Annotated in this window: 15 protein-coding genes; 7 read left to right on the top strand and 8 right to left on the bottom strand. The window is 38.8% G+C overall.

From position 1 onward, the window contains the following. Positions 1 to 51: 51 nt before the first annotated feature. The 4 genes from GQR38_RS10535 (at position 52) to GQR38_RS10520 (ending at position 6,723) form a co-directional block, all read left to right on the top strand. Entirely contained in the window at positions 52 to 2,079 is a 2,028-nt protein-coding gene (locus GQR38_RS10535; protein WP_165721236.1) for a methyl-accepting chemotaxis protein, read from the top strand. A 371-nt stretch (positions 2,080 to 2,450) separates the two neighbouring features. Then, complete coding sequence (gene secA, locus GQR38_RS10530) at positions 2,451 to 5,165, top strand: preprotein translocase subunit SecA (protein ID WP_007582061.1); 2,715 nt, start codon at positions 2,451 to 2,453, stop codon at positions 5,163 to 5,165. A gap of 68 nt (positions 5,166 to 5,233) precedes the next feature. After that, positions 5,234 to 5,632, top strand: coding sequence for an 8-oxo-dGTP diphosphatase MutT (gene mutT / locus GQR38_RS10525; RefSeq protein ID WP_007582062.1), 399 nt, complete (start codon positions 5,234 to 5,236; stop codon positions 5,630 to 5,632). A gap of 23 nt (positions 5,633 to 5,655) precedes the next feature. Further along, positions 5,656 to 6,723, top strand: coding sequence for an aminoglycoside phosphotransferase family protein (locus GQR38_RS10520; protein ID WP_165721237.1), 1,068 nt, complete (start codon positions 5,656 to 5,658; stop codon positions 6,721 to 6,723). Between the two features lie 287 nt (positions 6,724 to 7,010). On the opposite strand, the gene GQR38_RS10515 is transcribed toward GQR38_RS10520, so the two are convergent. The 3 genes from GQR38_RS10515 to pmbA all read right to left on the bottom strand — a co-directional run bounded on the left by GQR38_RS10515 (position 7,011) and on the right by pmbA (position 11,409). Next, positions 7,011 to 9,086 (bottom strand): M13 family metallopeptidase, encoded by a 2,076-nt coding sequence (locus tag GQR38_RS10515; protein ID WP_165721238.1) that lies wholly within the window; start codon positions 9,084 to 9,086, stop codon positions 7,011 to 7,013. Between the two features lie 415 nt (positions 9,087 to 9,501). Continuing rightward, the gene (locus GQR38_RS10510) at positions 9,502 to 9,987 is read right to left on the bottom strand and encodes a DUF721 domain-containing protein (protein ID WP_024589904.1); all 486 of its coding nucleotides are present in this window, start codon (positions 9,985 to 9,987) and stop codon (positions 9,502 to 9,504) included. 72 nt (positions 9,988 to 10,059) lie between these two features. Then, positions 10,060 to 11,409 carry a metalloprotease PmbA gene (pmbA, locus tag GQR38_RS10505; RefSeq protein ID WP_165721239.1) on the bottom strand — a complete coding sequence of 450 codons (1,350 nt, stop codon included), beginning with the start codon at positions 11,407 to 11,409 and terminating at the stop codon, positions 10,060 to 10,062. Between the two features lie 144 nt (positions 11,410 to 11,553). On the opposite strand from pmbA, the gene yjgA reads away from it, so the two are divergent. After that, the gene (yjgA, locus tag GQR38_RS10500; RefSeq protein WP_007582068.1) at positions 11,554 to 12,087 is read left to right on the top strand and encodes a ribosome biogenesis factor YjgA; all 534 of its coding nucleotides are present in this window, start codon (positions 11,554 to 11,556) and stop codon (positions 12,085 to 12,087) included. Positions 12,088 to 12,210: 123 nt separating this feature from the next. Further along, complete coding sequence (hemN, locus tag GQR38_RS10495) at positions 12,211 to 13,584, top strand: oxygen-independent coproporphyrinogen III oxidase (RefSeq protein WP_165721240.1); 1,374 nt, start codon at positions 12,211 to 12,213, stop codon at positions 13,582 to 13,584. Between the two features lie 93 nt (positions 13,585 to 13,677). Here hemN and GQR38_RS10490 read toward each other — a convergent pair whose 3' ends face one another. The 3 genes from GQR38_RS10490 to GQR38_RS10480 all read right to left on the bottom strand — a co-directional run bounded on the left by GQR38_RS10490 (position 13,678) and on the right by GQR38_RS10480 (position 16,187). Then, positions 13,678 to 14,193, bottom strand: coding sequence for a DUF2489 domain-containing protein (locus GQR38_RS10490; RefSeq protein ID WP_010553820.1), 516 nt, complete (start codon positions 14,191 to 14,193; stop codon positions 13,678 to 13,680). A 12-nt stretch (positions 14,194 to 14,205) separates the two neighbouring features. Beyond that, positions 14,206 to 14,802 (bottom strand): Der GTPase-activating protein YihI, encoded by a 597-nt coding sequence (gene yihI, locus GQR38_RS10485; RefSeq protein WP_007582074.1) that lies wholly within the window; start codon positions 14,800 to 14,802, stop codon positions 14,206 to 14,208. 752 nt (positions 14,803 to 15,554) lie between these two features. Then, the gene (locus GQR38_RS10480; RefSeq protein WP_007582080.1) at positions 15,555 to 16,187 is read right to left on the bottom strand and encodes a c-type cytochrome; all 633 of its coding nucleotides are present in this window, start codon (positions 16,185 to 16,187) and stop codon (positions 15,555 to 15,557) included. 281 nt (positions 16,188 to 16,468) lie between these two features. On the opposite strand from GQR38_RS10480, the gene yihA reads away from it, so the two are divergent. After that, positions 16,469 to 17,137, top strand: a complete 669-nt coding sequence (gene yihA, locus GQR38_RS10475) for a ribosome biogenesis GTP-binding protein YihA/YsxC (RefSeq protein ID WP_007377272.1) — start codon at positions 16,469 to 16,471, stop codon at positions 17,135 to 17,137. 9 nt (positions 17,138 to 17,146) lie between these two features. Here yihA and GQR38_RS10470 read toward each other — a convergent pair whose 3' ends face one another. After that, positions 17,147 to 17,665 carry a DUF1285 domain-containing protein gene (locus tag GQR38_RS10470; RefSeq protein ID WP_165721241.1) on the bottom strand — a complete coding sequence of 173 codons (519 nt, stop codon included), beginning with the start codon at positions 17,663 to 17,665 and terminating at the stop codon, positions 17,147 to 17,149. Next, entirely contained in the window at positions 17,662 to 18,249 is a 588-nt protein-coding gene (locus GQR38_RS10465; protein WP_007582084.1) for a YceI family protein, read from the bottom strand. The genes GQR38_RS10470 and GQR38_RS10465 overlap by 4 nt, the downstream gene beginning before the upstream one ends. Positions 18,250 to 18,461 lie beyond the last annotated feature (212 nt).

Genomic DNA, 18,461 nt, shown 5'->3' with positions numbered 1-18,461 from the left:
AGTAAGATATGATTAGATATAATTTCATAAATAATAAAAATATGCGCACTCATGCTAAATAATTTATCATTACGGAAGAAAATATTATTATTGATTGGTGGAACAATTACCGTTTTACTAATTATCGCCTCAACATTTTTTGTTAAACACATTGCTAATCTCTCTAGAGAAAACATAGAAAACGAAGCACAAAGTTATCTACAGACCGAGCAACTTTCAATGCAAAGTTACTTTGCGATGTACGGTAAAATGGTATCAACCTTTGTTAATAACCCACATTTAATCAACTTTTTTGAAAATTGGGATACTCGCGATCAAGCACTCGAAAGCGCGCCAGGTTACAACGAAGTAAACCAAGACTTTGTGCGTTTAAGCTCAAACGACGAAAACATCTTATCGGCCTTTTTTGCCTCAGCAACCACCGGTGAATACTTTAAAGAAAATGAACGTACAAGTCACTACAACGGCCAGCCTTATTACGCCTACAAGCGTGGTTGGTGGCAAGAAGCCATGCGAGTTAACAAACTTTACGTAGGTCCAATCTCTGTTGATTTAACCACAGGCGTAGCATCTGCAGTAGTACAACAACCTGTTTATAACGCACAGCGTAAACTCATTGGTATGGGCGGTGTTGATTTACAACTAAACAAAATTAACGACATGGTCGAAAATATTCGCTTTAACGGCCAAGGTTATGGATTTTTACTCGATGGAAATCAAAAAGTAGTTCACTTTTCAAAAGCCACTGGACACAAACTTTCAATTACAGATGAAGGTGCAAACGGTAAAGAAGGACTCGATGCGCTTGAGCAACAATTTACAGATACAGCAGGCTTTAAAGAATTAAATACACAAATGCGAAATAACCTTAAAGGCAGCCAAATGGTTACTTTTAAAGGTGAGCAGTTTTATGTGGTTTACCATCGTCTGCAGCTAGAGCAGCCTCATATAGATTGGTATGTAGGTCTACTTATTCCTACTAGCATGATTGAAGAGCCCGTAAATGCCGCAGTAACCGCAACAACAACTGCAGTAGTTATTATCTTAATTATTATATTAGCCATGATTTTATGGGCTACCCATATGATTTCAAAACCCATCACAACACTTACGCATATTATGCGTGATATAGCATCGGGTGAAGGCGACCTTACTCAAAAAATTGATATTAATAGTCAAGATGAAGTGGGACAGCTGGCCAATCATATGAACACTTTTATTGATAAGTTACGCGCCATGATGCTAGAAACCGCAGCGCAAGCAGAACAGCTAAGTAATGCAGCAGCTCAGCTAAGACATGTTTCTGAGCAAACTAATTCTGAAATTCAGCAAGAGAAGCAGCAAGTTGATAGCGTCAGCGCTGCGGTAACTGAAATGGCGACTACTGTGCTTGAAATATCACGTAATGCACAACATACAAATAACGCAGCTGAAGAAGTTCAAGCAATTACAGCAGAAGGTGCAAGCCGTTCTACACAGGCGCAAAAAGTAATGACTGAACTTGCGTTGCATATTGGCGAAGCATCTAAAGTGGTAGCAGGCCTTGAGCAAGAAAGTAATAATATTGGTGCATTAGTCGATGTAATTAATTCAATAGCCGATCAAACCAACTTACTTGCACTTAATGCGGCTATAGAGGCAGCTCGTGCCGGTGAACACGGTCGAGGCTTTGCCGTTGTTGCTGATGAAGTACGCTCACTAGCAAGTCGCACACAAGAATCAACTGACGATATTCGTAATATGATTTCGCGCTTGCAGCAAATAGCTCAACAGGCCTCAGTGATGATGCAACAAGGACAAGATCAAACCGAGGGCTCAGTACTGCAAACTAAAGAAGTACTTAGCTCACTTCACAATATTGCGCAGTCGGTCACTAAAGTACAAGACCAAAGTCATCAAATAGCCACGTCAACTGAGGAGCAAACAGTCGTAGCTGAAGATATTAATACGAGCCTTTCGGCAATTAATAACTTAGTGAACAGTACCGCTGACCATGCACATACCCTCGCTGACGAAGCTCGTGACTTAAGTGATTTAGCTGCAGCACTTAACAAAACGGTTAACCAATTTAAATTATAAAACACTCATTTAATAGCTGTGTTTAAGCGTCAAACTTAAGCGCAGCTATAACCCTTGTTTTTAATTTATTTAGCACCATATCTTTACAGTTCGCTACTATTTTTACTGTAATTGAGTAATACAAAGTTATTTTTACGAACCAGATCAAATTTTTCGATTTTATACACAGATCTTTTTATTGAGATAGTTTGTTGTTTGGCAGAGTCTGGTATAGTAGCGCACGTAATAAACAGTGCTTTTTGAGCGGTTTAATACAATATTGCTAATTAATATGTTCTAAGTGTTATTTAAAAGCACATATTAATTACCAATTGTTAAAAATGGGTTAGCCGATACTCGGCTGACAAAGAATACATTGTAACGGTTTTATCATGATATCTAATTTATTTACCAAGCTTTTTGGTAGTCGCAATGACCGCACTATTAAAAACTTAAGAAAGACGGTCGCGCTAATCAATGCGCTAGAAACGCAACTTGAAGCGCTTTCTGATGAAGATTTAAGAGCTAAAACAGCTGAGTTTAGAGAACGTTACGATAACGGACAAGGCCTTGACGATATCCTACCTGAAGCTTTTGCTGTGGTACGTGAAGCGTCAAAGCGTGTAAATGGCATGCGTCATTTCGACGTGCAGTTATTAGGTGGTATGGTTTTACATCAAGGTCGCATTGCAGAAATGCGTACCGGTGAAGGTAAAACACTAACAGCTACCCTACCAGCTTATTTAAACGGCTTAACAGGCAAAGGTGTTCACGTAATTACTGTGAATGACTACCTTGCTAAACGTGATGCTGAAACCAACCGTGCGTTATTTGAATTTTTAGGCCTTACTGTAGGCTGTAACGTGCCGGGTATGATGCCACAGCAGAAGAAGCTAGCTTATACTGCTGACATTACGTACGGTACAAATAACGAATTTGGTTTTGACTACCTTCGCGATAATATGGCTTTTAGCATTGATGAACGTGTTCAGCGTCCATTATTTTATGCCGTAGTCGATGAAGTGGATTCAATCTTAATTGATGAAGCGCGTACTCCGCTTATTATTTCAGGCCCAGCTGAGGACAGCTCTGAGCTATACACTGAAATAAATACCATCGTTCCTTTACTTGAACTTCAAGAAAAAGAAGACGAAGAAGGAGTTGAAGGCGATGGCGATTACACTATTGATGAAAAGTCTAAGCAAGTTCATTTAACAGAACGTGGTCAAATTAAAGTAGAAGAGCTACTTACTGAACGCGGCTTAATTGAAGAAGGCGATTCGCTTTACTCAGCAGCAAGCATTACGCTACTAAGTCACGTTTATGCGGCCCTTCGTGCCCACAAGCTATACCAAAAAGATGTTGATTACGTAGTAAAAGAAAACGAAGTAATCATTATCGATGAGCATACTGGTCGTTCAATGGAAGGTCGTCGTTGGTCAGAAGGTTTACACCAAGCTGTTGAAGCTAAAGAAGGTGTAAATATTCAGAACGAAAACCAAACACTTGCATCTATTACGTTCCAAAACTACTTCCGTTTATACGAAACATTAGCAGGTATGACAGGTACTGCCGATACTGAAGCTTTTGAGTTTCAATCTATCTACGGCCTAGATACTGTTGTTATGCCAACTAATAAGCCAATGGTTCGTGATGATCGCGCCGACTTAGTTTACCTAACGCAAGAAGAAAAATACGAAGCAATTTTAATTGATATTAAAGACTGTCAAGACCGCGGACAACCGGTACTTGTAGGTACTATTTCAATTGAAAGTTCTGAGTATTTATCGCAGTTTTTACGCAAAGAAAAAATTAAGCACAACGTACTTAATGCCAAATTTCATGCGCAAGAAGCAGATATCGTTTCAGATGCTGGCCTACCAGGTACAGTAACAATTGCAACCAACATGGCCGGTCGTGGTACCGATATCGTGTTAGGTGGTAACTGGAACAGTGAAGTTGAAAAACTTGAGAACCCAACTGCTGAGCAAATTGCTGAAATTAAAGCAGCTTGGAAAATTCGCCATGATGCGGTAATTGATGCTGGCGGTTTACATATCATTGGTACTGAACGTCACGAATCTCGTCGTATAGATAACCAATTACGTGGTCGTTCTGGTCGTCAAGGTGACGCCGGTTCTAGCCGTTTCTACTTATCGATGGACGATGCACTAATGCGTATCTTCGCTGGTGAACGCATGACTAACATGATGCGTAAACTAGGTATGCAACGCGGTGAAGCAATTGAACATCCATGGGTAAACCGTGCGATTGAAAATGCACAGCGTAAAGTAGAAGCACGTAACTTTGATGTTCGTAAGCAATTGCTTGAGTACGATGATGTAGCAAACGATCAACGTCGCGTTGTTTACTCTCAACGTAATGAGCTACTTGAAGAAGGCGATATTTCAGAGACTATCACAGCAATTCGTGGTGATGTTCTTGCTAGTGTAATTGATCAATACATTGCACCACAAAGCCTTGCTGAAATGTGGGATATTCCTGGCCTTGAAGAGCGTTTAAAACAAGACTTCTTACTTGAGTTGCCAATCACTCAGTGGTTAGCAGATGACAATAAACTATACGAAGAAAAACTTCGTGAGCGTATTGAGCAGGCGGTTGAGCAGTCGTACAAGCAAAAAGAAGAGCAAGTTGGCGATTCTGTTTTACGTCAATTCGAAAAAGCGATTATGCTACAAAGTCTTGATCAGCATTGGAAAGATCACCTTGCTGCTATGGATCACTTACGTCAAGGTATTCATTTACGTGGTTACGCGCAAAAGAATCCTAAGCAAGAGTATAAGCGTGAATCGTTTGAGCTGTTTTCTGAAATGCTTGAAAACTTGAAAGTAGATGTTGTAAGCATCCTAAGTAAAGTACAAGTACGCGCAGAAGAAGATGTTGAAAAAGTAGAAGAGCAACACCGTAAAAGTGAAAATGCTCCTCGCGAATATCAACATGAAGAAGCTGAGCAAGTAGGTGGCGAAGCGCCAGCACCAGAAACAGCTACTGTAATGGCTCGTACAGAACCAAAAGTAGGTCGTAATGACCCTTGTCCTTGTAAATCAGGTCAAAAATTCAAACAATGTTGCGGTAAATTAAAATAGCCCAATATCGTTATTAGCTTATTAAAAAGCGGCGCTAGCGTCGCTTTTTTTTATGGAGTTTTAAAGTAATGACTATAGAAATTGTACATGTAGCTGTTGGTGTTATTAAGAAAAATAACGCTATATTCATTTGTAAACGCGCAGATGAACAACATCAAGGCGGTTTATGGGAATTTCCTGGTGGCAAAGTAGAAGCAGGTGAAAGTGTTTTTGTTGCACTTAAACGCGAGCTTATTGAAGAAGTTGGATTAACCATTCACAGCTCTAGTCAACTTATGGTGATTGAACATGACTACGGCGATAAGTGCGTTAAATTAGATGTACACGTAGTAAGTAACTTTAGCGGTGAAGCACATGGCGCTGAAGGGCAACCTAGTGAATGGGTAGCAATTAGTGAATTAGAAAATTATGATTTTCCTGAAGCTAATGCTGAAATTATCGAGAAAATAGTAGCCCGATACGCATAACAAACTAGGTACAAGTGAGCACAATGAACATCTCAATACAAAATAAGCTAAGCGAACAATTAGCATTAAATCCTGAGTTAACTCAAGTTAGTGTGATTGGTAGCGGCCATATAAATAGTACATGGCTACTTACGTGTATTGATAAACAGTTTATTGTGCAAAAACTTAATACTGAGGTATTTAAATACCCTGCTCAGTTAGTAAGTAATGCAAAACTAATTGAGCAGCATTTAAATACCAAACAACTACAAAGCAACTACCCCCTTGAAACAGTTAAGCATATAGCCATACAAAACAACGAACACTTAATAGAAATTGATAGCGCGCATTATCGCGTCCTTAGCTATATTAGTGACAGTTACAGCGAAGACGTTGTTAAAAATGCGCAACAGAGCGAGCAAGCGGCTTACGCCTTTGGCGTATTCGCCCATGCATTACAAGATTTTGATGCACAACAACTACATACTGTAATCCCTGATTTTCATAACTTAGCGATGCGCTTTGAGCAATTAAATACCGCAATCACAAATAACTCTGTAAATAGAGTAAAGCACTGCGCTGACGAAATAGAATATTGCTTATCACAGCAGCATTTAATTACCGAGCTTAGTAGTATAGCTAAGCAGATACCACTTAGAGTGTGTCATAACGATACAAAAATAAATAATATGCTGTTTTGTAGTGCAACTCACAAAGCAAAAGCAGTGATTGATTTAGATACCTGCATGGCGGGATTTAGGCTTTATGATTTTGGCGACATGGTACGCACTTTCTGCTCCCCCGAAGCCGAGGATTCAACAAACTTACACAACGTTATTATTCGAAAAGATATATTTTCAGCCATTGTTAAAGGCTATGTGACGCCATTAAAAAGTAGCATGAGTACAAAAGAACAAGAAAGCCTGCTGTTAGGCGCTAAAATAATGCCGCTCATGTTAAGTGTGCGCTTTTTAACTGATTACTTAAATAACGATGTGTACTTTAAAGTGGCTCATGCAGAGCATAATTTAGAGCGAGCACAAAACCAACTCGCGCTTTATAAAAACATACTCAGTAACGAAAAATGGATGCACCAATGCTTAATGAGCTAAAGCTTATTTAACCTGAACTCTGGTTAAGAGATTTATTAACGTATTGAATCATGGTGATATTTAAATTTATTTTCTCTAGCCAGAGATTTTTAGTGAAAACAAGGCGAATTTACGTGTCAATAGCTGGCCTATTGCAAGTAAATTCAACGCAGTTAGCGCTGAAAATAGCTGCTTGAGATAGTTTTATTATCCATAGTTCAGGTTATTTACAAATTCAAGATACAAAAAAACCAGTAAGCTAAAACTTACTGGTTTTTTGTTAACTTTAAATCAGTCTATTTAGTAAATTACCAAATTTTTACGCGATCTTCTGGTTTGATATACATTTTATCACCTTCTTTTACGTCAAACGCTTCGTAAAACTCAGGCATATTCGACAAGATACCGATTACACGGTAGTGACTTGGTGAATGAGGGTCTGTTAATAAACGATTACGTAACTCTTCATCGCGATAGTTACGACGCCAAATTTGTGACCAACCCATAAAGAAGCGTTGATCGCCTGTGTAACCATCAATCACTGGTGATTTTTTATCACCTAAAGACAGCATATACGCTTTATGCGCAACCGTTAAGCCACCTAAGTCACCAATGTTTTCGCCAAGCGTTAGCTCGCCATTAACACTTGCATCTTCAAACGGTTTATATTCGTTATACTGTGCAACTAGAGCCGCTGTACGCTCTTCAAATTGCTTAAGGTCAGTCTCACTCCACCAGTTACGTAAGTTGCCATCACCGTCGTATTTAGCACCTTGGTCGTCAAAACCATGACCAAGCTCATGCCCAATTACTGCACCAATTGCGCCGTAGTTTACAGCATCATCCGCTTCTAAATTAAAGAATGGCGGTTGTAAAATAGCTGCTGGAAATACAATTTCGTTGTTTACTGGATTGTAATACGCATTTACTGTTTGCGGAGTCATGTGCCACTCAGAGCGATCAACTGGTTTACCCAATTTAGCAATCATGTCTGCGTACGCCCATTCGCTATAACGAATGTAATTGCCTACTAGCTCATCTGAGTTAATATCTAGCTCAGAGTAATCTTTCCACGTGTCTGGGTAACCAATTTTAGGCGTAAATTTGTCTAGTTTTTCTTTCGCTGCAAGCTTTGTTTCAGGGCTCATCCACTCAAGATTTTCAATAGCAACGCCATAACCTTTAATTACGTTATCAACTAGCTCTTCCATGCGTGCTTTAGCTTCTGGCGGGAAGTTATCTTTAACGTATACCTTACCTAAAATTTCACCAAGTACACTGTTAGATGCATCAACCGCTTGTTTCCAAAGAGGTGCTTGTTCTTCTACGCCACGAAGTGTTGTGCTGTAAAAGTCAAAGTTAAGGTTAACTAAATCTTCACTAAGTAGTTCTGCATAACCACTTACAAAATGAAATTTTAAGTAGTTTTTCCACGTCGCTAAATCAGTGTCTTTGTAAATAGTAGCAAGTGCTTCTAAGTAGCTTGGTTGACGTACAATAATGTCACTTGCACTCACGCCTGCATCTTTAAAGAATGCAGCTAAATCAAGGTCACCCATCAACTTGCTTGCATCTGCTACTGTCATCTTATTATAAGATTTAGTTGCATCACGGCTTTGCACACGGCTCCACTGAGCATCAGCTAGTGTTTTTTCAAATGCAAGTACGCTCTTAGCTGCTTCTGCCGCATCCTTAACGCCTGACTTTGCTAAAACATCAGTGATGTATTGCTCGTAAGAAGCGCGAATTTTAGTGAATTTTTCGTCATCTTTTAAGTAATAGTCACGATCTGGTAAACCAAGACCCGACTGAGATAAATACAATGCATACTCACTTGAGTTTTTAGCATCGTTATTTACAAACCAACCAAACGGTAAAGTACCGCCTTGTTTTTGAATTTTAGCCATTAAACCCACTAAATCAGCTTTAGATTTAACGCTATCAATTGTATCTAATGACGGTTGTAATGGCGTAATACCTAGCTCATTACGCGCATCTTTATTCATATAGCTTTTATAAAATGCACCAATTTTGTACTCATCACTGCCTTTTTTAGCGGCTTTGTTTGCGGCTGCACTTTCAAGGGCTATTTTCATCGCTTTTTGCGACTCATCATATAACTGCGAAAAAGAACCGTAGTTAGATTTATCACCTGGTATTTCAGTTTTAGCTAACCACTGACCATTTACATGGTAGTAAAAATCGTCTTGTGCGCGTACTGAACTATCCATATTAGCTAATTCAATACCAAGCTCTAGTGGTTTTTCAGCGGGTGCTGTTACTACTGGAGTGTCGGTTACTTTTGTTTCTTGTTGTTTTTCACCACAACCTACCAAGCCAAGCGCAAGTGCGATACTTGCAGCAGCCATTGTTACTTTATTCATAATTATTCCGTTTGTTAGTTAGAATTGAATCATACCAATCTGCTTATATATGGGGTCTATTTAACGTTAAGAAAATTACGCTAGAACCAGGCAAAAGTTTTTGTATCTAGTTGCTCTAAATAAAAAATTTTTAACGACGTTATAGTGCAATTTAATTCGTTAAATTGATCAAAGACTTATGCAGGTTGGTATCACATACCAACTCCATTAAATTCTTGAATATAGCAGGAGTAAAAATAGCACTGCCTACACGCTTTTACTTAATGGAATGGGTATCAAAGAGCTTTCGATCAATATAAAGCCCACGCAGTATCATAAACCTCATTAAGCCAACAATAAAATGGAATATGTAACAAAGTATTTTGAATGCGGTGAGCTGCCAAATTAGCCCCACCAATAACAAGATGGTGGGTAGTTAAGACTTACTTTTATTTTTTCCGTGAAGCGCTAAACGCTCTAGTTTTTCTTTTAAAGAAGGGGGTGCAGAAGATGCTATCGCGTTTAAGTAATCAGCTGTTTGCTCACTCATTTTACGTGAGTTGGTAACTGCAGGACTGCCCGACTTATTCGCTGTACTTAATCTCTGAGTTGCTTGAGGATTTGCAGTTATTTTTATTTGCCCGAGCTCTGCCATTCCGGCAGCTCTAAAATGTGAAAGCATATCCATTTTTAAATAATTAAGCCTAAGCGCGATAGGTGCAGATACCGCCTCTATCATTAGCGTACCGTCTCGGTAATTGCTGACTCGGCATTTATCACCCAACTTAGGGCCTAAAAAATCTTTTAATAGGGTTTGCTGTGTATCAAGTGCTTGGCTTTTGCCTGCATAAGCCGATAAACGATTATTTAACCCCGCCATAATATCGGTTAGCGGTTTTGGTGCATATCTATCTTTAGCCATTTTACACCTCGTAAAAGCTCACTTAGACCCAGAGATAATACTCTAGGTCTAAGTATACACTGCGTATTAATACTACGCGCCGGCTATTTGCATTTGCTCTATTAATACTGAGCCAGTTTGAATACCACCACGGCGTTCGATGTCACCACCAATAGCAGATATGCCTTTAAACATATCTTTTAAATTACCAGCAATGGTAATTTCGCTTACAGGATATTGGATTTCACCATTTTCAACCCAAAAACCAGCAGCACCACGAGAGTAATCACCCGTTACGGTATTTACGCCCTGCCCCATTAGCTCTGTAACTAATAAGCCGGTGCCCATCGTTTTTAATAGTGCAGTTAAATCGTTATGAGTTTGCTCAACAAGCCAGTTATGTATACCGCCAGCATGCCCTGTTGGGGTCATATTCATTTTACGCGCGGCATAACTTGCTAATAAATAAGTTTGTAGCTCGCCGCCTTGAATAATTTCCCTATCGAATGTTTTAACACCTTCGCTATCAAACGGTGACGACGCCAACCCTTTTAAAATATGTGGGCGCTCGGCAATATTCACACAATTACTAAATACTTGTGTGCCTAAGCTATCAAGTAAAAAACTTGATTTACGATAAAGCGCACCACCACCAATTGCCGACACTAAGTGACCAAACAATGAATTTGCAATATCGGCTCTAAAAATAACAGGCACTTTTATTGTGCCTAACTTTTGGCTATTTAATTTAGCCAATGTTTCAGCTGCTGCTTCAAGCCCAACTGCCGCTGCGTCATTTAAACCCGCTTGGTCGCGTGCAACAGTATAAGCAGAGTCGCGTTGCATCTGCTCACCATCTTGACCTATTACCATAGTGCTAATGCTATGACGAGTGCGTGGAAAGCCCGTTATCAAACCATGGCTGTTGCCATAAACACGTAATCCTTGGTGAGATGAAAAACTCGCACCATCAGAGTTAACAATACGCTCATCTGCATTTAGTGCAGCTTGCTCAGCAGCATGACAAAGCTCAATACCTTCTTCAGGGCTTACATCCCAAGGATGGTATAAATCTAAATCTTTAGGATTGAATTCAAGCAATTCTTTATCAGCAACGCCGTTAAATGGGTCATCCGATGTAAATTTGGCTATATCAATCGCTTTTTCGACTACCATGCGCAATGTTTTTGGATTTAAATCAGCGGTTGACGCCGAACCTTTATTATTACCAACGTATACACTAATGCCTAAGCCGCCGTCCTGGTTAAACTCAATGGTTTCTACTTCACCCATTCGTGTACTAACCGATAAACCAGACGTGCTAGACATGGCAGCTTCTGCAGCTGTAGCGCCTAATTTTTTAGCATGTTCGAGTACTTCTGCTACCGCATCTTTAACTTGCGATATTTGAGAATAAATTGGATCGTTTTGTTGGCTTTTCATAAATTAAGTCCTGAGCCTTAGAGGCATAATGCACGCATTTCTTATATTTAAATGCTAACACACTCAATGCATCACATCAGCTAATATTCCTAAGTATCATATTCATGTATAATGGCAAAAGTTATTTTTATTTAAGAGCACCCCATGGCAAAGAAAAAAGGCAAGCCTGCTGAAATTGAAGAAGAAATTGAATATGTATCAAGAACGGAACTTAAGCGTGAAGCGCAAGAGTTTCATCAGTTAGGTACTGAAATTGCCAAAATGGGTAAAAAACAGCGCGAACGCCTGCCATTAAATGACGATTTAAAAGCGGCAATGGTTGTTGCTGATAAAATAAGTAATAAAAGTGACGCGTACCGCCGTCACTTAAACTACATCGCTAAAACGTTGCGTACTGTAGAAAACATTGACGCTATTAGAGCGATTATCGATGTAATGCTTAATAAAAATAACCAAGCTGAAGTATTGGTCAAAAAAATTGAGCAATTACGTTCAGACCTAATTGAACAAGGTGATGACCTTATCAATGAGACTATTGAACAGTTTCCGTCTCTTGATCGTCAGCAAATGCGTCAATTGGTTCGTAATGCGGCGAAAGAAGCGAAAGCTGAAAAGCCGGGTAAAGGTTATAAAGAGTTATTTCAATATCTCAAAGATGCTCATACCGTTACGTATTAATTAGGTCGTATTAAATTATATTTATTAAAAAAGGTGCTTCGGCGCCTTTTTTGTTATAGATCAAACCGCCTCACTGCGTACTTTTTTATAATCACCCCCTAAATAAATACTTAGGTGCGCGTGATGATTAAACTTCCACAATGGGATCAAACCCTAATAAACAAATATAATGTGTCTGGCCCGCGTTATACCTCGTATCCCACAGCTCTATCACTGCGTGATGGGTATCAACAACAAGACCTACTAAGCGCTGTAGAATCATCAACGAGTCGTTCACTCTCTTTATATATTCATATTCCGTTTTGTAGTCAGCTTTGCTACTACTGTGGCTGTAATAAAATAATTACCCGCCATCAATCTAAGGCCGATACGTATCTCGACTTTTTAGCAAAAGAAATTACTGCCCAAGCTCATTTATTTAAAAACTACACGGTTGAGCAATTACATTTAGGTGGCGGTACTCCCACCTTTTTAACCGCAAAACAAATGACTCGTCTAATTAAGCTTTTAGAGCAGCACTTTAATTTTACAAGCACAACAGAGCGCGGCATTGAAATAGACCCTCGCTCACTTGCCGATAATATGCTTGTTGATTTAAGAATGCTTGGCTTTAACCGTGTCTCATTTGGGATTCAAGACTTTAACGACGACGTGCAACTTGCTGTTAATCGCCCGCAAAATGCAGATACGGTTAAGCAATTAATTACACAAGCTCGCGAGCTGGGATTTCAATCTATTAATGCAGATATGATTTACGGGCTTCCTCTGCAAACGCCAGAGAGCTTTAAGCAAACTATAGAGCAACTTATTGAGTTAAGCCCTGACCGAGTATCGGTGTTTAACTACGCGCATTTACCAGAGCGCTTTGCCGCACAGCGTAAGATTAAAGATGCAGATTTACCCAGTGCACATAATAAACTCACTATGTTTAAAAACACGCTGGAGCAGATGACGCAAGCAGGCTATCAATTTATTGGTATGGACCACTTTGCAAAAAACGATAACGAACTAGCTATTGCGCAAAATGAAGGCAAGTTACATCGTAATTTTCAAGGTTATACAACCCATGGAAATTGTGATTTATTAGGCTTAGGCGTGTCATCAATTTCACAAATTGGCACTGCCATTTTACAAAATCAAAAAGAATTAAAACATTATTACCACAGCGTAGAAACACAAAACGGCTGTGCTCTTAATAAAGGTATGCACTTAACGCATGATGATGTAATTCGTGCTGATGCAATTAAGCAGCTCATTTGCCAGTTTGAATTAGATATACAAGACTTTAGCGAAAAGCATGCGCTTATATTTAATGACTACTTTGAGGATGCGTTAATTGCGCTTACGCCACTTATAAAAGATGAACTAGTCACTATAAATGATAATAAAATTAGCGTAACGCCACGCGGCAACTTATTCATTCGTATTATTTGCATGTGCTTTGACGCTCATTTACAAAAACAAATAAATGCGACGCGTTTTTCACGAGTGATTTAACTGATACTAATTTAATGCAATTTGTATGAAAATTTTTACGCATAAAAAAAGCAGACCAAGGTCTGCTTTTTTTGAGTACTCGAAAAACTAAAGCTAGTTAAAAACTACTTTATCGCTGCCAGGAGCGGCTTTAAACTCGATGATAATTTTAGCGCAATCGGCTTTAACTTCATCTTTAAGTGTTTCTTCAGCTTGCCAGCGAGCTTTATCTAGCTTAAAAATTTCTTTTTTAGCATATTTTTTACGTGCATCGTGTGTCGGCATTTCTTTAACTACCTGGTACATTTTATAAATGCCAGGATATTGTGTCGTTAAATCACGCTCGCTCTCAAAGCCATATTGAGACATAAGTACCCAAATACGTAAACAGCCTTCAGAAAACTCACACTGCTCTTCATTCATTGCACGCGCAATTAAATGAATACTATCGGCTAGTTTGGCATTTCGCTTTAAACGCGACTTCTCAAGCTTTTGCTTTTGTTCAGCCTGCGTTTTAGCAATTAACTTTTTTTGCGCATTTAACTTATACAGCAACTGACCCGCATAAAATGCCAGACCAACTATTATAGCAGCGCCTAAAAGTAAGGCTAAAATTACCGCGGTACTCATTATTTATCCTTACTATTTGTCGTCTTCATCTAACCATTCGTTGGCTAAATCGTCAGATAAGTATTGATCGAAATCAGAATTGCCTTTGCTTTCAATATCATCTTCAAGGTCATCTTCAAATTCGTCTTCATCCTCGTCTTCAATACCAAGAATTTCACATAACGCCTGATGGCGAGCAATACGGCTATTAAAGTACTTAGCATCTTTACCAGTTAGCATTTCACCTTCTTCATGACGCTCTACTAGTTTAAGTAAACGCTCGTCATTCTCAAGTGCTTCTAGCTCTTGTTCAGGTGTAAATTCAGGCTCGATTACCTTTTTCAGCTCAATAGTTGGCTTTAAGTTGCGTTTCATTTCAACTTTAGGCTCAGGCGCAGTTGCAATTAATGGTACCGGCTTTTTACTGCCTACACGCTTATCTTTCGGCGCGTGACCAGCATTATGGCTTTCGCTATCTAGTAAATCTGGCGCGTTACGAGAACCTGGCTTAGCACCTTTGGTTTTTTTAACTCGCTGCTCTTTTAATGCGCGCATTTCTTTAAGCTTATCTTGGCTTAAACGAACAGGTCCGTTTGCTGGGCTTTTGCGTGACTTTTTAGTTCTACTCATATCTTGATCATCTCACTTAAGAGGTTTTGAGCGAAGCGCAAATTAATGGGCATCGCAGTGCTGGCCTAGCCAGAAGAATTCAGTTTGCGCTTAGAGGTTGGGTCTCTCATTTAAAAGCGCCTTAGCTAATTAATCGCCAATTTAAAACGGTGGGTATTGTAACAGGACAAATAAAAAGGCGGTAGAGAAAACATCTCTACCGCCTGCTAATCTGAGCGCCATTATCTGGACACTTCTCCCTTCGACTTTTTTTAGTCTTTATTATTTTTATTATTATCAGTCCGTATTGTTATTATTTTTACGTTCCTTGTTACATTCCATTTTGTTTTTATTATTAAACTTCCATGAGTTTTTTATTATTTTCGGTCATCCTGACACTTTTTTATTATTTCCTTTAGTAGCACTAATCTTATGCTATGTAGTCATGCCGCGTTACTTTCCTTGATAGTTATTTCCGTTTTGTTATTGTTGTTTTGCGACAGTGGTTAATTTACTCGTTAATGATTTTGTTACAACTGGTTTATATAACTTTTATTATATTTATTACATTGAGATATAAAAATAAACATAAATTACAATAAGTTAATCAATAATCAAAAATAAAAAGAAGACTTTTCTTACAACCAGACATGGTCAATGTCTTACATTAAAACGGACGATATCGTTAATTTTTGACACAAAAAAAGCAGCCTAGGCTGCTTTTTTTAACACATTGTAGTTTATTTATTATTAACTGCTAAATAAATACGACTTTAGTGTAAGCCACCTAAATACTGAGAAAGTACTTCGATGTCTTTATCTGTTAATTTTTTTGCAATATCGCCCATCATGCCATTTAAGTCATTATGACGAGTACCATCACGGAATTTTTCAAGTTGAGCCTTGATATATCCTGGATGCTGAAAAGAAATTTTTGGAAACTTAGCAAGTGACGAGCCATTACCACGTGGGCCATGACATGCTGCACATGATGGAATTCCACGTTCTGCATCGCCTGCTTTAAAAAGCATCTCGCCAACTTCAACAACATCTTTAGGTGTAGCACCTTCAGTCATGTTCATTGAAGAAAAATAAGCAGCTAGATCTTTCATGTCTTGCTCGCTAAGTGGCATAGCCATAGCGCTCATTACTGGATCCATACGCCCTTCTTTGCCGCCTGACGTCATACCTAATTTTAAATCCTGAAGTTGCTTGAGGATATAATCTGGATGTTGACCTGCAATTTTAGGGTAAATATTAACCGGCGCATTACCGTCTGGGCCGTGACAAGCCGCACACGTTGCTGATTTTTCTTTACCTGCGTTTACATCGCCATCAAATGCTGTTGCGTTGCTTGCTGACAACGCACCAAGCAATATTGTTAAAGATAGTGCTATTTTTTTCATGGTGAATTCTCTGTTTCCGACCCTGTATCATCTACAATCGTGATGTTGTAATACATATATTCTACACGATAATAAATTCTCTGGCACGTTTTCTACACATATTAAGCTTATAATTTACAGGGTTTTGACTTAGATTAAGCTTTAACATGTTTTAAATGTACCATAGGTGCTGTTTTTAGGTGGTTAAATACGCTTTTTAATACATCCTTTATAGTATAAAATACGCGCCCTGAGTGAATTTGGTTTACTCAACGTTATTTATTTAAGTTTTAGGAGAGCCTGTGCTCAAATCTCGTATCAAATATAATACTGCGTCTTTCGTAACAAGCGCTCCCGACATTACTAAATTACCTGCTGATACGGGAATTGAAGTTGCGTTTGCCGGTCGTTCCAACGCAGGTAAGTCGAGTGCATTAAATGCATTAACCGATCAGAAGCTAGCACGTACAAGTAAAACACCTGGACGTACTCAGCTAATCAATACATTCGATTTAGCTGATGTTGACGATATGCGCCTTATCGATTTACCAGGCTATGGTTTTGCTAAAGTACCAATCGAAATGAAAAAGAAATGGCAAAAATCGCTAGGCGAATACCTACAAAAGCGTCAAAGCTTAAAAGGTATTGTTATTTTAATGGATATTCGTCATCCATTAAAAGATTTAGACCGCGATTTAATTAATTGGGCTATTGGTAGTGAGATTCCAGTATTGGCACTATTAACTAAAGCCGATAAATTAAAGCAAGGCCCTCGTAAATCACAAGTACTGCAAGTTCGTCGTGAATTAAGCACGCTTGATGGGGATATTACAGTTCATGCATTTTCATCATTAAAAGGCACGGGTTTACCAGAAGTAGCTAAAAAACTAGATGAATGGTTTTTAGGTCCTGTTATTGCTGTACCACCTACCGATGAAACAATCACAGACGAAACTAACCCAGAGGCTTAAACGCTGGCGTTACGATAAATAAAACTGCTTTCCTGCAGATTTAATAAAATAGCCGAGCTTATCAGACTCGGCTTTTTCAGCCCACTGATAATATACGCTTCGCGCAACACGCGCACTACAGCCATAAGGTAGCTTTAGATAAGGCACTTTTGACCCTTTATAGTCTTTTATAACTAAAGGCTGCTGAGCGCTCACCAACCACTGCCTAGCTAAATTATCAATACAGCACAACACCTGCCCTTGCACTGTATTTTCAAAACGCCAATCAACAATAATAAACGGCGCATCATCAACCGTTATTGTTATTTTTTCGACAGGTGTTTTTAAATAAAATAGCTCACCTTCTTTACATAGAACAGAAGCAAACAGCTTCACCATGGCTGGGCGTGTTATTTCGCTGCCATCGTAAAACCATTTCCCCTCATGATTAATGACAATTGGCAGTTCACCACAATGATTAGGCTGCCAACTATCAAAAGGTTTGCTTGGCTCGCTTAATTGCTTGCTAAGCTCACTTAAAGAAATCACTGTTTTTTAAGTGTAATTGCAAATGTAACAGGCACTGCTGTTGCAATTGAAGGTAAGCCCGCTAGCTCTTGCAGCTTTTTAACGCCTTCGGTTACACCAAAATCATCACTATTAATAATAATAGGTGTTAATGATGATACCGTTAAATCACCACTTTGCGTGCTGTTAACGAGTACATCAATTGCCAATGGCTTTTTATTACCGTGAAAATCAAGCTCAGCTTTAATACCCTTCAATACATATTGACCAGGCTTTTTAATATTGCTCAGTTCTTTAGTTAAATTTGCAGTTAAAACAGCATTGGGGAATTTAGCGGCTTCGAATAAAAATGTCGTTAAACGCTCATTACGAATAGGAATTAGAGTTTCGGCTGATGTTAAATCAACATTAACGCTAAACTCGCCTTTATCAGAAAGCATACCTTCAAGGTTGGTAAAATGGTGAGCTTCAGCAATCGAATCTTTTTTAATTGAAACAAAGCTTAATTGGCTTTTATCATTCACTAGCTGCCAATTGGCCTGAGCAACATTAGAAATAACTAAACTTGATAAAGAAAAACCTGCAATAGCTAATGCTTTAAACATAACGCACTCCTTAGTAATAAAATGAAAAGAATAAAAATAATATCACTTCGATGGTATCACCTGCGATGTACCCAAACCACCTCGAAATGACGAATGAATAATACAATTGGTATAGCGCAATAAAGAATTAATTAGATAGGATTTTCAGGCGTAAAACAAAAAACGGCCCACCAAACAAGTTGGTAGGCCGGTATAGCAAACTGGGGAGAAGC

Source organism: Pseudoalteromonas sp. c7(2019) (assembly GCF_011378625.1).
Classification (GTDB): Bacteria; Pseudomonadota; Gammaproteobacteria; order Enterobacterales; family Alteromonadaceae; genus Pseudoalteromonas; species Pseudoalteromonas arctica.
The sequence above is the reverse complement of the archived record's forward strand: the minus strand, read 5'-3'. Positions and strand labels throughout refer to the sequence as shown.

Excerpts from the sequence above, each read along its gene's own strand:
- hemN (WP_165721240.1), top strand. The coding sequence starts at position 12,211 with ATGATTAAACTTCCACAATGGGATCAAACCCTAATAAACAAATATAAT.
- mutT (WP_007582062.1), top strand. The coding sequence starts at position 5,234 with ATGACTATAGAAATTGTACATGTAGCTGTTGGTGTTATTAAGAAAAAT.
- GQR38_RS10490 (WP_010553820.1), bottom strand. The coding sequence starts at position 14,193 with ATGAGTACCGCGGTAATTTTAGCCTTACTTTTAGGCGCTGCTATAATA.
- GQR38_RS10535 (WP_165721236.1), top strand. The coding sequence starts at position 52 with ATGCTAAATAATTTATCATTACGGAAGAAAATATTATTATTGATTGGT.
- GQR38_RS10480 (WP_007582080.1), bottom strand. The coding sequence starts at position 16,187 with ATGAAAAAAATAGCACTATCTTTAACAATATTGCTTGGTGCGTTGTCA.
- yihI (WP_007582074.1), bottom strand. The coding sequence starts at position 14,802 with ATGAGTAGAACTAAAAAGTCACGCAAAAGCCCAGCAAACGGACCTGTT.
- GQR38_RS10465 (WP_007582084.1), bottom strand. The coding sequence starts at position 18,249 with ATGTTTAAAGCATTAGCTATTGCAGGTTTTTCTTTATCAAGTTTAGTT.
- GQR38_RS10515 (WP_165721238.1), bottom strand. The coding sequence starts at position 9,086 with ATGAATAAAGTAACAATGGCTGCTGCAAGTATCGCACTTGCGCTTGGC.
- GQR38_RS10510 (WP_024589904.1), bottom strand. The coding sequence starts at position 9,987 with ATGGCTAAAGATAGATATGCACCAAAACCGCTAACCGATATTATGGCG.
- secA (WP_007582061.1), top strand. The coding sequence starts at position 2,451 with ATGATATCTAATTTATTTACCAAGCTTTTTGGTAGTCGCAATGACCGC.
- yjgA (WP_007582068.1), top strand. The coding sequence starts at position 11,554 with ATGGCAAAGAAAAAAGGCAAGCCTGCTGAAATTGAAGAAGAAATTGAA.
- GQR38_RS10520 (WP_165721237.1), top strand. The coding sequence starts at position 5,656 with ATGAACATCTCAATACAAAATAAGCTAAGCGAACAATTAGCATTAAAT.
- pmbA (WP_165721239.1), bottom strand. The coding sequence starts at position 11,409 with ATGAAAAGCCAACAAAACGATCCAATTTATTCTCAAATATCGCAAGTT.